General features: G+C 41.9%; 16 protein-coding genes and 1 pseudogene. 3 read left to right on the top strand and 14 right to left on the bottom strand.

Features of this window, described 5'->3' with window-relative positions; translation table 11 throughout:
• The first annotated feature begins 144 nt into the window (after positions 1 to 144).
• A complete protein-coding gene (locus tag NST33_RS16360; RefSeq protein WP_260632768.1) occupies positions 145 to 1,077 on the top strand; it encodes a helix-turn-helix transcriptional regulator in 933 nt (310 codons plus the stop codon).
• A 137-nt stretch (positions 1,078 to 1,214) separates the two neighbouring features.
• On the opposite strand, the gene NST33_RS16355 is transcribed toward NST33_RS16360, so the two are convergent.
• The 5 genes from NST33_RS16355 to NST33_RS16335 form a co-directional block, all read right to left on the bottom strand.
• Positions 1,215 to 3,200 (bottom strand): beta-L-arabinofuranosidase domain-containing protein, encoded by a 1,986-nt coding sequence (locus tag NST33_RS16355; RefSeq protein ID WP_339304011.1) that lies wholly within the window; start codon positions 3,198 to 3,200, stop codon positions 1,215 to 1,217.
• A gap of 615 nt (positions 3,201 to 3,815) precedes the next feature.
• Positions 3,816 to 4,799 (bottom strand): family 43 glycosylhydrolase, encoded by a 984-nt coding sequence (locus NST33_RS16350; protein WP_339304009.1) that lies wholly within the window; start codon positions 4,797 to 4,799, stop codon positions 3,816 to 3,818.
• Positions 4,800 to 4,827: 28 nt separating this feature from the next.
• Entirely contained in the window at positions 4,828 to 5,676 is an 849-nt protein-coding gene (locus NST33_RS16345) for a carbohydrate ABC transporter permease (protein WP_339304007.1), read from the bottom strand.
• Position 5,677: 1 nt separating this feature from the next.
• Positions 5,678 to 6,574: a sugar ABC transporter permease gene (locus NST33_RS16340; protein ID WP_100527509.1), complete on the bottom strand. Its 897-nt coding sequence runs from the start codon at positions 6,572 to 6,574 to the stop codon at positions 5,678 to 5,680.
• An 83-nt stretch (positions 6,575 to 6,657) separates the two neighbouring features.
• Entirely contained in the window at positions 6,658 to 7,995 is a 1,338-nt protein-coding gene (locus tag NST33_RS16335) for an extracellular solute-binding protein (protein WP_315372013.1), read from the bottom strand.
• Positions 7,996 to 8,256: 261 nt separating this feature from the next.
• Between NST33_RS16335 and NST33_RS16330 the strand changes: the two genes are divergently transcribed.
• Positions 8,257 to 9,321: a GntR family transcriptional regulator gene (locus NST33_RS16330; RefSeq protein ID WP_017688249.1), complete on the top strand. Its 1,065-nt coding sequence runs from the start codon at positions 8,257 to 8,259 to the stop codon at positions 9,319 to 9,321.
• A 194-nt stretch (positions 9,322 to 9,515) separates the two neighbouring features.
• Here the strand turns inward: NST33_RS16330 and NST33_RS16325 are convergent, their stop codons facing one another.
• The 8 genes and pseudogenes from NST33_RS16325 to NST33_RS16290 all read right to left on the bottom strand — a co-directional run bounded on the left by NST33_RS16325 (position 9,516) and on the right by NST33_RS16290 (position 18,245).
• On the bottom strand, positions 9,516 to 10,346 hold the full coding sequence (locus NST33_RS16325; RefSeq protein ID WP_339304004.1) for a class I SAM-dependent methyltransferase: 831 nt from the start codon (positions 10,344 to 10,346) through the stop codon (positions 9,516 to 9,518).
• A gap of 514 nt (positions 10,347 to 10,860) precedes the next feature.
• On the bottom strand, positions 10,861 to 10,998 hold the full coding sequence (locus NST33_RS16320; protein ID WP_339304002.1) for a paeninodin family lasso peptide: 138 nt from the start codon (positions 10,996 to 10,998) through the stop codon (positions 10,861 to 10,863).
• A 421-nt stretch (positions 10,999 to 11,419) separates the two neighbouring features.
• Positions 11,420 to 12,598 carry a hypothetical protein gene (locus tag NST33_RS16315; RefSeq protein ID WP_339304001.1) on the bottom strand — a complete coding sequence of 393 codons (1,179 nt, stop codon included), beginning with the start codon at positions 12,596 to 12,598 and terminating at the stop codon, positions 11,420 to 11,422.
• 238 nt (positions 12,599 to 12,836) lie between these two features.
• A pseudogene (locus tag NST33_RS16310) lies at positions 12,837 to 13,131 on the bottom strand (LLM class flavin-dependent oxidoreductase); the annotation flags it as partial.
• A gap of 283 nt (positions 13,132 to 13,414) precedes the next feature.
• Positions 13,415 to 14,410, bottom strand: a complete 996-nt coding sequence (locus NST33_RS16305) for a glycoside hydrolase family 43 protein (protein ID WP_339303999.1) — start codon at positions 14,408 to 14,410, stop codon at positions 13,415 to 13,417.
• Positions 14,411 to 14,773: 363 nt separating this feature from the next.
• Positions 14,774 to 15,127 carry a hypothetical protein gene (locus NST33_RS16300; RefSeq protein ID WP_339303997.1) on the bottom strand — a complete coding sequence of 118 codons (354 nt, stop codon included), beginning with the start codon at positions 15,125 to 15,127 and terminating at the stop codon, positions 14,774 to 14,776.
• 431 nt (positions 15,128 to 15,558) lie between these two features.
• A complete protein-coding gene (gene murF / locus NST33_RS16295; protein ID WP_260632766.1) occupies positions 15,559 to 16,935 on the bottom strand; it encodes a UDP-N-acetylmuramoyl-tripeptide--D-alanyl-D-alanine ligase in 1,377 nt (458 codons plus the stop codon).
• A 620-nt stretch (positions 16,936 to 17,555) separates the two neighbouring features.
• Entirely contained in the window at positions 17,556 to 18,245 is a 690-nt protein-coding gene (locus tag NST33_RS16290) for an SDR family NAD(P)-dependent oxidoreductase (protein ID WP_221821448.1), read from the bottom strand.
• Positions 18,246 to 18,402: 157 nt separating this feature from the next.
• On the opposite strand from NST33_RS16290, the gene NST33_RS16285 reads away from it, so the two are divergent.
• Complete coding sequence (locus NST33_RS16285; protein ID WP_221821446.1) at positions 18,403 to 18,987, top strand: TetR/AcrR family transcriptional regulator; 585 nt, start codon at positions 18,403 to 18,405, stop codon at positions 18,985 to 18,987.
• Positions 18,988 to 19,746: 759 nt separating this feature from the next.
• On the opposite strand, the gene NST33_RS16280 is transcribed toward NST33_RS16285, so the two are convergent.
• Positions 19,747 to 20,706, bottom strand: a complete 960-nt coding sequence (locus NST33_RS16280; RefSeq protein ID WP_076250511.1) for an L-threonine 3-dehydrogenase — start codon at positions 20,704 to 20,706, stop codon at positions 19,747 to 19,749.
• Positions 20,707 to 20,742: the final 36 nt, after the last annotated feature.

The following is a 20,742-nucleotide window of genomic DNA, read 5'->3' as shown; positions in this document are numbered from 1 at the left end:
CCATTGGAATCATCATCACAACCAGTACGAGAGTGAAGATAAGGTTCTAAACCTTAATCCGTTGAAGGTTAAAACTGAATTTCGTAAGCGCTTTATTTTCTATGTTACTTGCTGTATCATAAAAAATAAATTCTCGATGCCAACATGAATTTTAAATATTTCAACCTGTTCGGAGGTGCCGGATTGGACTCGCCCATCCTTCATTTCATTACCCCGCCCATTCCCTATTTTATTGATTGCGGACGTGCTTGTTACGAAGCCGGTGAATATCACATTAGCCGCAGTGACATCGGTGTCTTTGATCTAATTGTTGTTACACGCGGTTCGCTCGCCATTAGCGAGAACGGGACAGAATGGCTTCTGAACCAGGGAGAAGCACTGATCCTTAAGCCGGATGGACATCATTACGGCAGCGCAGCCTGTAAGGCGGAAACGGAAATGATCTGGATTCATTTTCAAACCTTTGGCAGCTGGAGAGAGTCTGCCAACATGGACGAATGTCTCGCCAATCAAGCCGAACTAATCGAGACACATAAGGTGAGCGCATATCTGAACCACTGTGATGTCTGTTCCATCTTCATTCCCAAACATTTGCACATTGCAATCAAAGATATGGAACTGCTGGAGCATTTCTCTCAGCTTGATCAGGAGCCTCAGTCCCTGCGCAATTGGAAACGACAGGCGACCTTCCAGCAATTTATGCAGCATCTGGATCTTGGGCTGTCTTCACTGTCAGACGTTGCCGCAATCCGGATTGCCGAGAAAGTTGAACTCTATATCCGCCACAATTACCCGCTACCGATCTCCAATCCGATGCTGCAAAAGGAACTTAACTACCATCCAAACTATCTCGCACGCAGCATGCTGAAAGTGTATGGCATGACACCCATGGAATATCTGCTGCATTACAGAATCGAACAGGCCAAAAAGCTGCTGCTGCAAACCGCCTGGTCCGTTGCTCGCATCGCCGAAGAGATCGGCTTTAATCATGTATCCTACTTCTCTTCCTGTTTCTCGAAAAAAGAGGGCATCTCTCCTTCCAACTTCCGCAGCAAGTTTACCAACTCAGATAAATAAACTGACTCAATCAGAACTGATGCCGTGAAAAAAGTGTCCGCTCATCAAAGATCGCGTTATCCTACAGCGCGTATTGTGGGTCTATCGGGCGCTTTCCTTTTGCATACCTTTTTACAGCAGCACGAGTAGACTTCTTCTTATTCGCTTTCGCGAATCCAAACGCTCATTTCTCCTTCATCCCGATTGGCCCAAGTGAAGTAAGGAATGAACCGAAGCTCGGCAGGTTGTGTATCCCAGTGAACATCACTGCGATACAGATGTATTCCCCAGTCTTCTTGGGATACGATTCTCTGCCCAATGGTTGTAAGAGCCGGAACCCCCAGAGGCATCTGTTCCCCGCTACCGATATGAAACTCGGAATCCCGGGGCAGCTGAATGCGATGCAATCCGCGGCCATTGTCGACTTCTTCGAGACAGTACATAAACGGTCCCCGCTGGATGGCTACTTTTCCGAAAGTGGTTTTGATGTGATCATGCCCTTTCATCCGCAGCAACTCCATAGGGAAGTGAAGTTTAATCTCATCACCGGCTTTCCACGAACGGGTCACTTTTATGTAACCGGATTCAAAAGTAAAACCATCCTGTTCGCTTTTCTCACCATTAATCCACAGCTCGGGAACCTTGCACCAGTCCGGCTTTCTCAGAGCTATCGTAAACTGCATTTCCTCTGGGGAATCAGGCCGAACGATCAGCTTCACATCTCCAGTGGAGGTATAGTCAGAGTCCATGGTTAGGGCTGCTCTCCTACCCTCAAGTGTGAATTCCCCTTCCCCTCCGATGTACAATTGTACATACAACGTAGCCTGTTCCACAGCCGGGGTATATACATATTGATCCAATGAGGCAATTAATCGCGCAATGTTCGGCGGACAGCAAGCACAACCAAACCACCCTTGCCGGCGTGTTCGCACGTGGGCATAATTAGGATTTACACGTTGCATCTTCGGATCGACTTCAAGCGGATTCACATAGAAGAAACGTTGACCATCCAGAGACATTCCACTAATCACCGTGTTGTACAGGGCTCGCTCCATAACGTCTGCGTACCGGCTATCCTGCTCCATCTGCAGCATGCGCTTCGCCCAAAAGATCAGGCCAATTGAGGCACAGGTCTCTGCGTAGGCGGTATCTCCAGGCAGATCATAATCGCCTGTAAATGCTTCTTCTTTGGCTGATGAACCAATGCTTCCCGTAATGTACATTCGCTTGCTTACGATGTTGCTCCACAACCGTTCACAGGCTTCTTTCAGCGATGTATCCTCCGTTTTCGCAGCTACATCTGCCATAGCCGCGCACATGTAAACCAGTCGAACCGAATGGCCTTCTGCTGTCGACTGCTCCCTAATAGGCAGATGGGACTGCGAGTACGTGTGTCGGTGAACCATATCCAACTCGCCAAAATGTATGGTACGGCCTCTTTGCTCCCATTCCTCTACAAAAAAATGCGGACTCGCTCCCCGCTGATCCAGAAAATAACGGCTCAGTTCCAGATATTTCTCTTCTTTTGTCGTCTCATACAATTTGAAGAGTGCAAGTTCAATCTCTTGATGTCCATCATAACCTGGCAGTTGTCCCGGCTCTGTACCAAACACGGTGCCTATATGATCCGCCAGGCGAATAACCACATCCAGCAGCGTGCGCTTGCCCGTGGCATGATAGTACGCCACACCAGCCTCAATCATATGTCCTGCGCAATAAAGTTCATGACACTCGGCGAGGTTCGTCCAGCGCGCCCCAGGTTCACGCAGGGTGAAGTACGTGTTCAAATAACCATCGGCTTGCTGTGCCCGAGCTATGGTCTCAATAACAGAATCCACGAGGACTTCCAGTTCCGGGTCGGGCTTCGCGGAGAGCAGGTACGAAGCTGCTTCAATCCATTTCGCAACATCGCTATCCTGAAAAACCATGCCATAATGAACGCCCTCTTCATCCCCTGCAGCAATGCGGAAATTCCGTATGGCCCGGCTTGGTTCAGCTCCTTCGATACGGTCATTGAGCGCTTCCCATTGATAAGGAACAACTACGTTGCGGACCAGTTCAATATAATGCGACCAGAATGGATCATTGATTTTATGGCTATAACCTGATGTCTGTGGATGGTGCGTGACGTCTGGTTTTGTCATGGGAACCTCTCCTTGTTCTTTTTTGATAACCTTATTTTACAAATCATTACATCAGGCTGAAATCATCATTTCCAACTGAAATTTACATAATTACAACCTTGTACATATGCTAACCTTGTAACAAATCAGAAAATTACCTCTTATAGTTCGTCTCGCTGTAAGTGACTCAAAGCCCGTTTTTGTATCTTATCGAGTTGTTTGTCCCATAAGAAATTTGAAAACTGTGCAAAATTTATGCTGCCTGTTAAGATTTAAATTACATCTTTATTCTTTAGATGTACTTCTTAACGGTAATCGGACAATGTTCTTGTCCATTCCGGCAATCGATAGAAGTTCTTGTCCTTGGCATGGACTAAAACTCGTACCGATAACATAAAAAAGCCGCCGATCCTATTGATCAGCGACTGTTTTTGTTTTTTTGATATGATTTTCCGGGATAACTGGAGCGGCAAGTTTTAAGGCAACTTTCCACTACTTGTATTACGGTTCGACGTATCATCTGTAGAGCGAAATCGAAGGCACCCAGTAGGGTGCCATCGATGTTCTAACTGTCTCTCTTTGGCAAGTTGGATAAACGAACTCAAATCCATCAACCAACCTTGTTGGGACACTCGATCATTGTAAAGAACGTGCAAGTGCTGCAACAGAACCGCGGAAATCGGGTCTGCCGTCAGCCGTCCACAAAAGCGCTGTCACAAATGTATGGCGATTCGGATCGTACAGCGGATCTCCTATAATGTTCTTGTACGTTCTTGCGTGAAACACAAATAGCGTCTCTTCGTCGTCCTCTGACACCGTGAAGGAATTATGACCGGGACCATACATTGAGATGCTCTCATCTGTCGAGAGAACCGCTGTTTGCGACTTGCGCCATGAGGTGGCATCGAGCAAATCAGCATCCGCATCGGCTTCAAGTAAGCCCATGCAATAATTGAAATCGGTGGCGCTAGCCGAGTAAGAGAGGAATACCCGATTACCCTTGCGAAGAAATGCCGCGCCTTCGTTCACTTTATAACCAATGATCTCCCAGTCATATTCCGGCATCGAAATCATCGTTTGCGACCCAGTCAACGTCCACGGAATGCTCATTTTAGATATATACAGATTAGAGTTATCTTCAATATTCGGATCCTTTTGTGCCCATACGTAATAACGGCTTCCATTATGCTCAAAGGTAGTGGCATCGAGGGCGAAGCTTTCCCACTCGGTACGAACCTGCCCTCTTTCCATCCAACTGCCTTCGAGCGGATTGGCATTTTCATTCTCTAGCACGTACATCCGATGGTCGAACAAGCCTTCATTCGTTTCCGTCGTGTGTGCGGCAGCGAAATACACGTACCATTTGTTATCAATAAAATGCAGTTCTGGTGCCCAAATATTAGCACTAAGGATACCAGTCTCGCGCTTTCTCCAGATCACTACAGGAGTTGATGTAACAAGCTTCTCAAGGTTCTGGGCTCTACGGATTTCAATCCGATCATACTCCGGAACGGATGCTACGAAGTAATAATAACCATCCGAATGTCTGTAAATAAAAGGATCAGCTCTCTGTTCAATTAATGGTTGAATGTCGTGTGACGCTCGTTGTTGGATTTCCATCTTATCACCTGTTTCATCATAATATAGATTACCCTTTAACAGCGCCTGCAGTCATACCGTCTATGAAATACTTCTGAAAAGCAATGAATAGTATGAAAATTGGAATGATGGAGAAGAAGGAGCCCACGATCAATAAGTCATAGTTATTGCCATAAGGAGTTAACAACGTTTTCAAACCGATTGGAAGTGTATATTTACTCTGATCTCCGAGCACCATGAATGGCCACAATAGATTATTCCAGCTATTCATACCATTCAATATGGCCATTGCTGCAAACGATGGCTTCATAATCGGCATAATTAGTCTGAAATAAATCGCATACTCGTTTGCGCCATCAACCCGCCCAGATTGAATAATCTCATTGGGTATGCTTCGTAGATATTGCCTGAAGAAAAATATTGTCGCGGCATTGGCTATACCGGGCAGAATGATTGCCGAATAGCTATTCACCATTCCCAAATCATTAATTAGGCTGTACAAAGGAACCAGCAGTATTTCGAAAGGCACCATCATAATGAGTAAAACACATATAAAGAGGAAGTTCTTACCTTTAAAATGATATGCTGCAAAACCATATGCAACAAATGCGCTTACAAAAAGTGTTAAAACCACTTGAACGATTGTTAAAATTATACTGTTCCAAAACCACACAAAATAATCATGTTCTCCAGTAAACAGAAAGATGAAATTATCAAAACTCATGATTTCAAAATCCAAACTTAGGTTAAGTCCATATCTAACTAATGATTCACCTGGTTTAAAGGAAGATAGGGCCACTGCGTAGAATGGGATCATAATTATAACGAATAGTATAATGAATAAACAAATAATTACTATTCTAGAGATGAAATCACTCCTCGTCTGACTTCTGCCCACTTTAATCCTCCTCCTTTTTGAACATTCCACTAAATTTCAACTGCGTTAAATTGATAACCATAGCAATGACTAACAGAACGATACCAACTGCAGCTGCGTAACCCAGCTTATTCTGCTCAATCCCTTGTCTATACAGATATCCAACAATGGTTAAGCCAATATTTTGGGGTGATTTGTTACCGTTGAACATCATCAGGCTCTCGGTAAACATTGCTAAACCTGCATAAACACTAATTGTTGTAACATATACCGTGGTCGGCTTCAATAATGGCATTGTGATCGTTCTAAACTTCTGCCAAGCAGATGCACCGTCAATTGAAGCAGCCTCATAATATTCATTGTCAATGCTTTTCAAACCCGATAGATAGTAAAGCATATTAACGCCTGTCCATCTCCAACATGCGAGGATTAACAGTGCTGCCATACTCCAATTTCCGTCTTTCAAAAATTTGATAGGCTCTACACCAAATAGACCTAGGAAACTGTTCATTAATGAACCTTCCATCTCACCGAATGTAAGGCGGAAAATGGTACCCGCAACTGCGACAGATGTCAATGCAGGGAGAAAGAAAGAAGATTTAAAAAACTCTCTTCCCATCATTAACTTACTGTTGATCATAACGGCGAATAACATGGGAAAAGGAATCAACAGCACTAAGGTTCCTAACATGTACACAACGCTATTTTTAATAGATGTCAAAAACACTTTATCAGTAAGTAATTTCGAATAATTTGCTTCACCAATCCATTTAGGATCCTGTCCCAGCATCCTATCTTGAAAGCTCATTACGAATGAATTTACAAGCGGAAAAAACCAGAATATCAAAAATATGAGTATAAATGGCAATACAAAAACATAAGGTGCAACTTTTTGAGAGTATACAAATTTCTTTATCATATTCTCAATCTCCCTTGACTATGGTTAAACCTGCCGACCACTGTACCTGCCGACAGGTTTAATCAAATCATTACTTATTATATTTATTTCAATTCTTGTTCAATTGCTGCTTGTGCTTCATCCAACGCTTCCTTCACGTCTTGGCCATCTTCAAAGATAGCATTCAAAGTAACCGTATTGAATATATTGCCGATGGTTGGTGAAGCTTTAACGGACTTAATCGCTCTAATTTCGTCTTTGATTTCATTCAAAGTATCAAATGCATTTGTTTTAAAGTATTGGACGTATTCATTTTCAGGGTTTTTCGTAACTGCATCATCTTTCCATACTTCCATGTTGATTGGGTCAAATCCAAGTGTATTCCAGATTTCTGTAGTAGCTTCTTTCGAAAGCTTAGCAAAGGCTACAAATTCTTTTGCCAACTGAACGTCTTTACCATTCTTAGTAACAACTGTGCCAGTACCGCCTAAGCCAACGGAACGAGGATTACCTTCTTCGAATACAGGCAATGGAGCTATTGCATACTTACCTTTAAGGTCTTTCATTTCGTTTACAAAGCGGGACATGTACCATTCAGGCATCAATGCACTTGCGTAGTTGCCTTTGTTGTATTCGCCTTTTGCTTCTTCTGTGTCGGGTTGTCCGCCAGGGATCGTATGAATAACATTGTTCTTCTGCAGATCGACTAACATTTCATACGCTTTAATCATTTCAGGCGAGTTCACTTTTGGATTACCATTTTCATCTGTAAAATCGGCATTTTGCTGAGCTAGTAGCAGCGATGCTTGCCACGAAGCTGATGTATCAGCAGTACCTAAGTACTTGCCAGTCTTTTCGTAAACCTTGATACCTGCTTGTTTGTAATCTTCCCACGTTTTGATTGTCTTGTAGTCAACACCTGCTTGTTCGAGAATTTCAGTGTTGTAGAAAGCAAGCGTAGCACCTACGTGATAATCAAAGCCATAAACCTGATCAGCTTTGGAGTAAATCTCGACACGTGAAGAAACCACAACGTCTTTGTATGGTGCAAATACATCATTCAAAGATTCCAGGGGAACGTTGTCACCTTCCAAGAATTTAGGGAATTGACCAAGCTCAATATCCGCGATATCAGGAGCACCTTTTCCGCTTGTAACTGCCAATAAGAGCTTGTTGTGCATATCATCGTAAGGCATAACCGTTACATTCAACTTAATCTGTTTGTCTGGGTTCTGTTGGTTCCATAACCCCAGCATTTTATCCAAATGCTTGCCGTGCAAATCTGCGAATGTCCAAAATGATAATTCTGTTGCATTCTCACCGGCATTAGCGCCTAATTGCTGTGTTTCCGTTTTTGAACCAGAAGGATTACCACATGCAGTAAAAACAAGTGACATAATCAGGAGAGTAACGATGGAGATTAAAGCACTACGTTTTTTCATTTGTTCGTCATCCTCTCTTTTTTGTTATGCATTTGAAAAGTCGGCTGACTAGTTAGTTCTGTTAATTTAAGCGGTTACAATCCATCTTGGCACCACCATCCTTAACATAATTCTAACCTTTCAAAGAAAAGACCCCTTTGCAACAATTTCTCAGATTCCATATTGTAAGCGCTTTACATGCCGTATTATAATATATATGAAATAAGCTTTATATAACCAATTGATTATAAAATCATAAAGTTTATGGGGAGATGCTACTCTTTGAAAAAGCTGGCGCTCTACAAACAAATTCGAGAAAACATTATACAGAAAATTAAATCAGGGCAGCTTCGGCCAACGGACCGCATTCCTTCTGAACAAGAACTAATGGACGAATTCAGAGTAAGTAAAATAACCGTCAGGAACGCCCTAACCCTACTAGCTGACGAAGGATTAATTATACGCGTACAAGGCAAAGGCTCATTCGTCTCTTCTAGTCTTGTTGTTTCTAGCATCAATTTCTCGCCATCCCCAAGCAGCGCGTGCTCCATGCCGCTCATCGGCTTCATCATTCCGACGATGAGAACCCGTGTCATTCAGAAGCTCGTTGACTACACGGAACACTTCCTACAAGAAGCCTGCCTCAGCATGGTACTAAGCATCACGCGCGAGTCCTCCTCTATCGAATCAAACGTCATTCGTACACTAACGGAGCTCGGTGTGAAGGGGTTGATCGTTTTTCCAACAGAAGATGAGAAGTATAACGAATCATTACTGCGTCTGTCGCTCGATAAATTCCCGTGTGTGTTCATCGACCGCTATCTGCGCAACATTGAGACGTACACCATTACATCCGACAATTACGGCGGTGCGTATAAAGCTGTATCCCATTTGTTATCCAAGAGTCATCAGCAGATTGCGCTCATCTCACCTGAAAATGCCAATACAGCCGTCGAGGATCGCACGCTCGGCTTTGAGCAGGCATACACAGATCAAGGCATCTCGATTGACAAGAGCTTGTGGTGTCACATCCCTCTCGACATTCTACGCAGCGAGCAAGCATTGGACTATGTAAGCAACTTCTTGCAGAACCACAGTGGAATTTCGGCAGCCTTTTCCTTGACTGAAGAAACAGCACGCCTTACATCCGCCGCTATCAGTCTTCTGAACGTTCACTCAAATATCGACTTGCTATCTTTTGATAATCCACATCTTTCAGGCGTAGCTTATGTGCAGCAGGATGAACAGGAAATGGCACGAACAGCCGTAAAGCTGTTACGTGAACAAATGGATGATATCTATTCTCCCAAGAACGCCGTTATTCCCGTGCAACTCATCTTCCCTTGACACGACAAACGTTGCAGCCTATACAATGATCTTGTCTTCAGCTTGGGACAAGACTTGGTTCCTAAAAACAAAAAAAGGCACCTCTGTGGAGAGATACCTTTACCTATATTATCCGCAAGACATGTTTCTGGCTGAGCAATGGATAAACATTGAATAATGCTGCAGATTTCAAACACCATAAATAAATTTAGTTGTCATTTGTATACAGCCTCCCTTTTTCGCAGTACCACTACGATATCTGTCTGAGGTACAAATAAATTATAATTCGTTACATGCACTTGTCTCGTTTCGGTTACTGATTCTATCTTTAATTCAGGAGGAAGACAGCGCTCTATGTGAGTAATTAATGTTTCTTTGGTAAATCTCCAAATTACACCATCAATCGAAGAGTTCGCCATATAACCACCGTCCGTTACAGAACCTGAAAGAGACTTGAGAACAACCGGGTCCGCAATAATGATAGATCCACCGTCACGTAACAGTCTGCAGCTCTCTATAAAGGCTTTTTTGTGATAGCGAATGTGATGAAAGCTTCTTGCAAACAAAATCATATCGCAACTATGATCAGGTAAAGAAGTCGGTTTATCAATGAAAGCATGGATATAAGAATTAAACCTTCCCCACTTCTTTCCAAGTTTTAGAGCATTTATATTCGGATCCATGTTGAGAAAACGAACATCCTTCTGCTTGCGAAGATACTTGTTCAATAAACCTGTACCACAGCCCACCTGAAGAACATCGCCCTTTAAAGGGGGTAAAACTTTGTAAACATTACGAGGAATAGGAAAATTTTGAACGTACATGGCCAATTCGTAGAAAATCGGATAACGCTCTTGCAATCGAACCAATTTACTGGTGTAGAAAGGATTCCGCTTTTTGTGACGTTTAAAGTCCCATTTGTTCAAATAGTAGACAGGGGTTAACAGCAAGAACAGAATAATAAAGACACTTTGGACGCTATAAATTCCAAGTTTACTAAAACGATCATTGGAATTATGAGACATCATTTGTTTAGAAGTATTCAAAATGATCACTCCCCTCTCACAACGCTATAAATGGTGTAGAACCTCTTTAATATGAATCCAATATATGGTTGAATGCGCCGAAAAATACAGACATACTGTCCGTAAGCAATGCTTCCTTCCAAATGACTTACGAAGCGAAGGGAATCTGATCATGCAAATTCAATCGTATTTAGAGAAGAGTATTTTTTGACTCCTTCACCTCCGTCCATTTGAAGCTGACAAAAGAAGAGCCGTTTACGATGATACATCACATGTGTTTCAACCACTGGATTTGAAAGAACAGGTTCCGTTATAATTATGAACTGTCTGTATAAGCCGTTTTTGGAGAAATCATTTTTTCGTGGAGGCCTCAATTGGACAATGTTTGTCGAGCGGCGTAACGAATTTCGCAACGTATTCGAACAAATGTTACATCAACAGGAGGCTGATGCTACGCCTTATTCTGAGCATCGAAAAAGCCGCCCACAGGCGACCTTTTGAGCAAGAATACGATTTTCAATTTGAAGTATGATCATCAAGACGATGGATCATATAGGTCTGCATCATGTTCTTCGATCCAATCAATTTGCCTGAATCCATAGCCAGCCGTCGTTTGCTGCACATCCAGCACCTCTAATTCCGGTGCCTGCCAAGGCGTTTTTTTCGTTTCCATCGGTCGTCCCCGCTATCTACAAAAACTGGAACCAAGATGCGAGCACCCTTAAATTACTTGTGCGATACAAACTTTTTAAGATACGATATGTATCTTTTTTAAAATTATAAGACACAATACGTATCTAAGTAAACAACTATTTCATCCCTTTCTATGGGTTAAGTATTTCCCTGTAGCGCTACTGACCCAAGTTAAAGCCCACTCTCCTCTATATAGCTTTTTTATTTTGATACTCATCTAATCGTTAATCGGACTATTTTTGATCTGATCACTGAAGTGAAGAGCAGTAAAGAAATCATTCATGAATTGATGGCTGACTTTATTAAGGAGTAGCACAGGTCACCTGGATCATATGATATCAAACAAACCGATAACTGACTTGTTTCAGTTGTCGGTTTGTTTTTCAGAATTTGTTAAAACCTTATTTCAATAAATGCTTTGAGATGCTATTCTTATTCCAGTCGTATACTAAGACACTATTCTCACGGTAGTCCAATACAGACCCTTTTATTCCATTAAATTCGTGAATAGAGGCCAAAGTTTTTACATCTAAAATATACTGGGTGGTTAGCAAATCTACATATAGGTTTCCTTCTACCGTTTTCTTTGCTGTCGGCAGACCGTCTCCCTCAGACATATTAAAATTCGATAGTACCCTATCCTTTACTAAACCCTTCTGGTTGAACAATCTTAATTTTTTGGTTTGAGGATTAAATACCATATAATCATCCCCAGCTTGGAAAGCAAACCCAAATTGATCGATTGTTCTTCCCCAGATAGCGGAACCTTTTGGAGATAAAGCTATTAGTTTACGCGTATTTGCTTGATATACTGAAAACACAAAAGTACCATCATCGAGTGCAAAAGCAGTATAAAAGTTGACTCCTGCTCCCTTTGGGAATGTGTATTGAAATGAGCGCTGTAAGGAAGAGTTGTATACTTCAACTTTTTGAGCATTGCCTTGCTTTGTTAACAGCTCTATGGCGATTTGGTTCTTCGACACAGTAGTTAGCTTTCCGGATACCACCTTACTTGCTTTCTGCTTGCCATTTTTATCGAAAGATAGTAGTTGTACCGTTTCTGCACCGATTGTATTCGATTTCTGACCTGCAATAATTAAGTTTCCGTCACTCATGCGATATAACTTGCCGTCAAATGCCCCTAGATCTTGTCCTACGCGCTTACTCCAATTTTCCTTCCCTGCAGGGCTCACAGAATAAAGAATTCCTGGAAATGAGAAATAGGCGTATACCGTACCGTCTGGTGCATAAGCAAAAGGATATTCTGTACTTGGCCATCCGTATCCCGCCTTTGCAAACGAGAATACCCATTTAATCTTTCCTGTTTTGGGATCTACGGCTCGAAGTGTATCGGGTGACCAAGCTTTTGTCTCAGAGAATCTTTCTTCTCCAACATGTAAGTACAGCGTATCTTTTCCTGGCACATAAAAACTCTCTGGTTGAATCGGTATGTAATCTTCATTCGGTGTTTGAGTCCAAACCGCTTGTGGCAAGGATTCATAATTCTTAGCAGCCACCACCCCACCAACATTTGCAAAAACCAGGGTAGCTACCATGAGACTGATTAACTTCTTTTTCATACGAAAACCTCAACTTTCCTTTTTGAATTGATACTTCATAACCGGAGTAAGATTTAATAGGGTTGCCCCTTATAAACTTGCATTGTTTTCCCCTCTCCTATTGGACTATATAATTTTATCGACATTATTTCACTATTATTAAGGAATATAACATGACATTTTTTGAAAACACCTAACAGCGACATATTTCATTCTTCGTAGCATACTGTTTAGAGGCGCTAATCCGCTTTGATGCGGCTGTAACACGCTCTTCTTCGTTAATCTTCAGCAGTAAAGCCAATTTCTCTTCAAACAACTCTTCATAGTTACTCACATCAAAACCTAATAACTCATATGCACCTAGACGTGAACCACGTCCTGCAACAATCTCAGCACGTCCATTTGAAATCAGATCCAACGTTGCAAAATCTTCATATACCCGAACCGGATCGGATGTACTCAGGACTGTTGCTGAACTGGCGATTTTTATAGGTATGTGGCTGGGTTGCAAATAATGGCTGATGACTCTCCCCTACTACGAATACATCAACTCCTCTTACTGGCACCTAGTCCGAGCTTCTTGAGAAGATCGGTTAACTGTATTTTTTCCTTCAGTGGTAATCGAAGACAGATTTTTGGATTTAATCCTAATGTTTAATTAAGTTAAATTTATTCATTCAATCAGTATACTGCTGAAGTATTCTTTGTTCAGCAGAGATTTTCTCCAAGTTTGAGTGAAACAACTGATCCTCCTCCTATCAAAAAAGCAGCCCCGTCAGGAGCTGCCTCATGTTATGCCTTATCTTGTAATTTTATCTGTTCCGCTAACCTGCCAGCTTACTCAGCACCCGGATAAGGGTTGATCCTCTGGATCGTTCCGTCTTCGTTGTATTTCAGCTCGGAATATTTAACGCAGCGCTTGTGGTTGACGCCTTCCGACAGGGAGCTGTCGTGATAGAACAGATACCACTTGTCTTCAACTTGCACAATGGAGTGATGGGTTGTCCAGCCGATAACCGGAGAGAGAATCTCGCCCTTGAACGTGAATGGTCCCATCGGGTTCTTGCCGATCGCATATACGAGCTTATGCGTGGTTCCTGTAGAGTAGGACAGGTAGTAATAGCCGTTATATTTATGCACCCATGGGCCTTCAAAATATCTCCGTTCCTCATCCCCAGCCAGAATCGGATTCCCGTCTTCATCGACAATCGATATCTCGGCAGGCTTGCCTTGGAAGGACAGCATGTCGTCGCTAAGCAGTGCAACTTGCGGTCCAAGCGCCGGCTGGTCAGGAGCAGGTCCTTCTGCATCTGGCACGAAGCTGCCGGTCTGCCATTTCTCCAACTGGCCACCCCAGAGTCCGCCGAAATAGATGTATGACTGATTGTCGTCATCCACCAGTACGGCCGGATCGATACTGAAGCTACCTTCCATATAATTCGGTTGCGGCATGAATGGGCCTGCCGGAGACTCTGATGTTGCCACACCCAGACGGAAGATGTCGTCATGATCCCGTGCCGGGAAAAACAGGTAATAGGTATTGTTCTTATAAGCGGCATCTGGTGCCCAGAGCTGCTTGGAGGCCCACGGAATATCTCTCAGATGCAACGCTTCGCCGTGATCAACCACCGGGGAATCGAAGTTGTTCATCGAGAGGACATGATAGTCTTCCATTTTATACTGGTCGCCGTTATCGTTGCTCGGCTCGTCATGATCGAGGTCATGGGAAGGATAGATGTAGATTTTGCCCTCATAGACATGGGCGGACGGGTCAGCAGTGAAGATGTGGGTTACGAGCGGTTGGTGGGGCTTAGGTAGTTGTTGTTGATTCATAAGGCATCTCCTTTGGTATTGGAATAATAAAATACTTCATGTACGGGATTACGGTAATTCATTGATTGCATCCTCAAAATTAAAAGCAAGCGTTTACAACCTCTAATATTATTGTATAAGCCCCGCTTATTCTTTCCTAGTACACATAATAAAGATCTTCCCCCGAAAAAATGTACAATTCCCGCCCATCTCATAATTCTTATATTCTACAATGAAGTGATCTTTTTTGCGTTGTCTTGTCGCACATATTATTTCTTCTCCTCTGGATCGCAACCATTATATGTCTTCACAAGTTTTTGAGCTCGTAAGCTTTTTTCTCGAAGTTCCACCGTATCACGTTTGTAATACACTTTTCCTTTATTATCACTGCACTCTTTCGGAAATATTCTCACTTATTTCTTCAGGATTTTCAACACCAATGATCAACTTTGATATTTTGAACATACCAACTTTCAAGCTATTCAAATCTAAATGAAGAGTTCCAAGCTCATTTTCAAAAAAGTGGAGTTGATAACCACCATTTGATCTAAATAAACCATTTCTCTTTTCTCCTAATAAAGCACCATATAGTTTAAAAGCATTGGGTATTGGTCTACCTGTTGTTATTCCCTCGATTGAAGAGTATGGAATTTGCAACCCTTTATCTAATTTTAAAAAGGGTGAGTTTCCAAAGTCGATATTTACGTAGGTTTCCATTAGTTGAATTTTACGTTCCATATTTTGATTCCCCCATTTTCTTTTCAAATAATCCATTTATTTCATAACCCATAATTACATATAATACCACGGACACCTCTTTTATTCATGAAAGTCTAAGCACTGCCCTCCGCGTGCAATCGGTACAAGTTCTTGTCCTCGACTCGGTACAAGAACTTGTACCGATAAAACAAAAAAGCCGCTAAATTAGCGACTTCAATAGGAATATGTTCTTGTCCCTCGACAGCAGGTGTCTGAGGACAAAAACTGGTACCGTTAATGTCGAGACGGTTCATCTAGTTTTGCGCGGGTCTCCTAGTAAGTCAATAACTTAGGTTCCCTCAGTTCTTACTTATTTATCAAGCTATGCACCATGTCATTCCTCTTGTTTGGTTCTTTTAACCATGTTTCTTTAGTAAACTGACTGCTACATGAACCCCTTATTTGAATGATTACTTCATTAAGGAAGGAATAATTGAATCAATCTGCATCCCTCTAGATGCTTTTAACAAAATCACATCATTTTTATTAATTTTTCGCTTTAATGCATTCGCCAACACTATTTTATCTTTAAAAGTCATTACAGTCCCTATTGGATATCTCCTTTTTGCTTCTGAGGCAATATGGCTACTGAGATCACCAAATGTATAAATATAATTTATTTTATCTGGATCAAGATTTCTGCCAATTACTCGGTGAAACTCTATTTCATCATCACCCAGTTCAAGCATATCACCAATTACTAAATGCTTTTCACAATAAGCCGTCAGTTCCTGAAAAGTCATAATTGCTGCATTTACGGAATCCGGGCTAGTATTCCAAGCATCATTAATAATTGTAAATCCCAATGGTGAACTAATCTTCTCTAATCGCATATTAGGCAATTTCAACTGATTAAATCCTTCATTTATTTCAGCAGAGTTTAAACCCAACCTCAGAGCTATGGCAATTGTAGCAAGTGCATTATTAATATTATGTGCACCAAGAAGTGGAAGGTAGTAAGTATCGTTTGCAACAGAGAATTGGGAACCATCGGAGTTTGATAATGTATTCTCGGCGATCACATCATTAAAATCCCCCTGCCCAAAACTAATTGTTTCTATTGAGATATTTTTTTTGATATTACTTAGTTCTTTGGTTAAATACGGCTCGTCACCGTTGAAAACAAAGCACCCACCATTCTTTAGACCACTAATAATTTCTAATTTTGCTGCTGCTATTTGTTCTCTAGAGCCGAGACTAGATAGATGGGAAACTCCTATCATTGTAATCACAGCTATGTCTGGATGTGTAATTCGGGAAAGTTGCTCAATTTGACCTCTTTCACTCATCCCCATCTCGATTACTGCAACTTCAGCATCCTTATCTATCCCTAAAACCGTTAATGGGACACCTAATTGACTGTTTAAATTACCTTCTGTTTTATAAACTCGAAATTTTGTCTGTAAAACAGAATTTAGCATCTCTTTTGTAGTTGTTTTACCGTTGCTACCCGTAACACCAATAACTTTGACTTGTAATTCTCGTCGGTATTCTGCCGCTAATTTTTGTAAGGCTTCTAAGGAATCATTTACATAAATTAACGGAAGATGAACTGGTGGGTTAGGGTGATCCTTTTCCCAGAAAGAAGCAATCGCTCCTTTAGATATTGCTTCACTTACATAATTATGCCCATTTAACTCTCTTATAATTGGGACAAATAAATTTCCCGGTTTTATGGACCTAGAGTCAATAGACACTCCTTGAATCATGAGTTCCTCAAACTCCACAGATAACCCATCACCTGAAGACATTCTTTCAATAACTTTGAGTTCATGAGTAATCATCATCGCACCACCTATTGAATTGAATTTTTATGTGGAGCTTATAACCTAACCTATTTTTGATAATGACATGTAAGTCGAGAAATCAAAAGATCCATGACTAAGGCTTTTTCTTTAAATAGTGGTTTTCACACTATTTAACTTGGATAAGTTTCCTGTTTTTTGATATCTCTTAACCTGATACTCTCCAGTATTCATTAAACTAACTGCCCGTTAGTTTAATGAATTGAAGGGCAAGATGATGATTAGATACATGCCTAATCGGCAATAGGAACATGTTCTTGTCCAATACGGTAATGGGTACAAGTTCTTGTCCTTGGCTCGGGACAAGAACTTGTACCGATAAAATAAAAAAGCCGTTAAAATAGCGACTTCAATGGGACCATGTTCTTGTCCCTTGACAAAATCCCCCCGATACTTTTCTTACTACATCATAGACACCTCTTGCTTCTATTGCTTCTACAGTGCAGTAGATCGGTTCCTGTGCCAACAAAAAAAGAAGTCGCTCCTATAGCGACTTCTTCATCTCTTTCAAGCGTCTCTTAACACAAAATATATGCCTAGTTCTCAAGCTCATCTACTTGGTTACAACTGTATGTTATGACCTGCTGAAATCATCACCAATGTTAAAACAGAATGGTTTCGGGGGTAACCCCCTTAGGATACTCTTCTTCCCATACGTTTTTCTCTACATAGGCCTGGTACCACATCTCTGCAATTACATCCGGATCATTAATTGCGCCAGTACCTGACTCCTTGATCAATAAACCTAATGAGCGGTGGCCCACAAAAATCCCTTGAGTAGACAATGAAGTATGAAGATTAGCAACATAATTGCGTAACCCTGAAAGAGCAATACCGATATTCCCCATCATGGACACAGGGTACATGGCGGATAATCCTGAGGTAAAGAGCAAGGCTCCCTCTTTCCTGGCGAGCATATCAGGGAGAACAGCATTGACGACATGGATGGCACTAACCACATTCGCCTCAAATGCGTCCCTGGCGTTCTCCGCCGTTAACTCCAATACAGAAGTGGGAGGATAATTGCCTGCTGTTGGACTGAATTCCAACACATCAATCTGACCATACTTTTCTTTCATGTTGGTCATAGCCTGTGCAATCTGTTCCTTGTTAAAAATATCTGCTACGAAATAAGCTGCCTCGATACCATCCGCCTTCAGTTCATCCACCATATCTTGCAGTTTTGCAGCATTTCTTGCAACTAATGCCACTTGGAAGCCGCGCTTGCCAAAGCTCTTCGCAATAGATAATCCTAATCCCTTACCTGCACCAACAATCGCCAGTGTTTTCATTTATGATTCTCCTTTTATGAATGAGTTAGTGAGTTCAATTGACAGTTGTAATTGTAAAACGTACACTTAAAAGACTCAATGGTCGATATAATTCAATGTGTTAATTAAACATCACTTTTGATAAATTCGACTATTATTTATGGAGGGGAAGCACGAATTGGGTAAAGATAAAGTCGATCTGCGCATTCTCAAAACGCGGAAAGCCATTAAAGAAGCGTTTCTGAGATTAGTACAAACCAAAGGCTATGAACGAATTACTGTGCAGGACATTGCCGAAGAAGCGATGATAAATCGCAACACATTTTATTTGCACTATGTAGATAAACCTCAATTCATGGAGAAGTTATTTCAGGAAAACGTGGAGAGTTTAAATGCTTGCTTAAGCCTGGAAGTGAGTTCAATTCATGAGATGGATAAAGATATGTTTGCTACCATGTTAAAAACGATTTTCGACGATATTGAAGCCAATATGATATTTTTTAAGACAATGATCACTCAAAATATTTATCCAAACTTCTCCGTATACTTGAAAGAGGCTTTTAAAACGATCATTTTTTCAGGGATCGGCGATCATCGCCACGATGAGAAGATAAAAATAGGCATCGAATACATGGTATCTGGATTGGTAGGAGTAATTTGTCTCTGGATAGTTGAACCGGAGAACTACAGGGTAGATAACTTTATCGAGCAACTGAGTGAAATTCACTATTCTAACATGGTTGACTTGCTGAAGGATACTTGATAATAAACTAGTATGATCTGAACAGAAAGGCTATTCTTGCCGAATCTGATCTGGCTCGACTCCCTGCTTAGATCTGTCAGAACTAGGCAGGCATAGAATAATGTTTGCAGTCAGATACGAAGATAACGGTACTGTCCTTACTCCGGCGTTCTCAACGCTTCCAAGTACCATGAGCCTGTCATGAATCCACATGACAAAAGCTACGTGGCTATAATGCGAGTCCGATATACTTTGAATCAACTTGCTCAATGGGTAATTTCCACCACTACAAAGTAGAATATCCCCGTTAAGTATAAATCCTCATACATCTTCATATTTGGACACGAACATTTGAATTACTACCTCTGCCAAGAAGCCACAATTCGTGTTCCTAAGCATGAGCGTGAGATACCAAGAGCAATCTACGAAACCGACATCGACAAGTTCGTAACATATTCGCGTCCCGATGGTTGGCGCAGATTGATTGGTCTTTACCGGAAAAACGTTATTTCTAATAAAAAAATCGTTATTCACGCGAATTCTTAAATTCATGTGCTTTTTTCTTGCCACATGATCTTCATCATGATGCTATTTAGATAGATACCTAATCCGAAATGACACAACGTTCTTGTCCTTAAAACAAAAAAAAGCCGCTGTAATAGCGACTTTAATGGAACAATGTTCTTGTCCCTCGACAATTTCGTTCTATTTTTGTTTTTATAAGTTCCCCTTTCTTGCTTTTTTTAGCGATGTCACTCTTCGATCGAATTCATAATAACTTTAAGCCTTGCGAAGCATTTGTCTCTCGCTTAGATGTGAAAGCATATCCTTCGTCATGGCCTTCAGGTCGTAGCGAGCATGAAATCCCCATTCTGTTTTCGCTGCCGTCGCATCAATGGAATGCGGCCAGCTATCGGCAATCGCCTGTCTCTTCGGATCAACGTCATAATCGAGGATAAAGCCTGGAAGCTCATCCCGAATCGCTGCAGCGATCGCCTCCGGATCCACGCTCATTGCGGTGACATTAAATGAATTTCGGTGCATCAACCGGGAAGAATCCGCTTCCATCAAATCGATGATAGCGTTCAGGGCATCCGGCATATACATCATGTCCATGTTTGAGTCCTTGGCGATATAAGATGTATACCGGCCAGCCGTCACGGCTGCGTAATAAATTTCCACGGCGTAATCCGTCGTTCCTCCGCCGGGAGGCGTCATATAAGATATCAATCCCGGGAATCGCAGTCCCCTAGTATCCAGGCCGTATTTGTGAAAATAATAATCACAAAGCAGTTCGCCGGACACTTTGTTCACGCCGTACATCGTATTGGGCCTCTGGATCGTATCCTGAGGGGTATTGTCTTTCGGAGTCAAAGGACCAAAAGATCCAATGGAGCTTGGAGTGAAAAATTGGCAGCCGAGCTCCCTGGATATTTCAAGTGCATTCATCAATCCACCCATATTCAAATTCCAGGCAAGTAGCGGTTTCTCCTCTGCGGTAGCCGACAGCAGCGCAGCCAAATGGATGACGGTATCAACTTCGTACCGCTTGGCGATTTCGAACATCGCCTTATCATTCGTCACGTCCAGCAGCTCGAATGGCCCGGATCGGGTAATTTCGTGGGCTGATGATCTGAGATCCGTAGCAATGACGTGATCCGCACCATAAATTTCACGTAATTTAACAACTAACTCAGAACCGATTTGGCCCAGTGCTCCGGTCACCAAAATCTTGTTCATAAGACATTCCTCCCGAAATGTACTCCCGCGAATGCA

Origin of the sequence: Paenibacillus sp. FSL L8-0435 (genome assembly GCF_037965655.1) — a bacterium.
Taxonomy (GTDB): domain Bacteria; phylum Bacillota; class Bacilli; order Paenibacillales; family Paenibacillaceae; genus Paenibacillus.
Note: the sequence above shows the minus strand (reverse complement) of the source record. Positions and strands in the feature narration are given on the sequence as shown.

Bases quoted from the DNA above. Each gene is read 5' to 3' on its own strand.
- NST33_RS16360 (WP_260632768.1), top strand. From the start codon at position 145: ATGAATTTTAAATATTTCAACCTGTTCGGAGGTGCCGGATTGGACTCG.
- NST33_RS16355 (WP_339304011.1), bottom strand. From the start codon at position 3,200: ATGACAAAACCAGACGTCACGCACCATCCACAGACATCAGGTTATAGC.
- NST33_RS16350 (WP_339304009.1), bottom strand. From the start codon at position 4,799: ATGGAAATCCAACAACGAGCGTCACACGACATTCAACCATTAATTGAA.
- NST33_RS16340 (WP_100527509.1), bottom strand. From the start codon at position 6,574: ATGATAAAGAAATTTGTATACTCTCAAAAAGTTGCACCTTATGTTTTT.
- NST33_RS16335 (WP_315372013.1), bottom strand. From the start codon at position 7,995: ATGAAAAAACGTAGTGCTTTAATCTCCATCGTTACTCTCCTGATTATG.
- NST33_RS16320 (WP_339304002.1), bottom strand. From the start codon at position 10,998: ATGGAAACGAAAAAAACGCCTTGGCAGGCACCGGAATTAGAGGTGCTG.
- NST33_RS16315 (WP_339304001.1), bottom strand. From the start codon at position 12,598: ATGAAAAAGAAGTTAATCAGTCTCATGGTAGCTACCCTGGTTTTTGCA.
- NST33_RS16305 (WP_339303999.1), bottom strand. From the start codon at position 14,410: ATGAATCAACAACAACTACCTAAGCCCCACCAACCGCTCGTAACCCAC.
- NST33_RS16300 (WP_339303997.1), bottom strand. From the start codon at position 15,127: ATGGAACGTAAAATTCAACTAATGGAAACCTACGTAAATATCGACTTT.
- murF (WP_260632766.1), bottom strand. From the start codon at position 16,935: ATGATGATTACTCATGAACTCAAAGTTATTGAAAGAATGTCTTCAGGT.
- NST33_RS16290 (WP_221821448.1), bottom strand. From the start codon at position 18,245: ATGAAAACACTGGCGATTGTTGGTGCAGGTAAGGGATTAGGATTATCT.
- NST33_RS16280 (WP_076250511.1), bottom strand. From the start codon at position 20,706: ATGAACAAGATTTTGGTGACCGGAGCACTGGGCCAAATCGGTTCTGAG.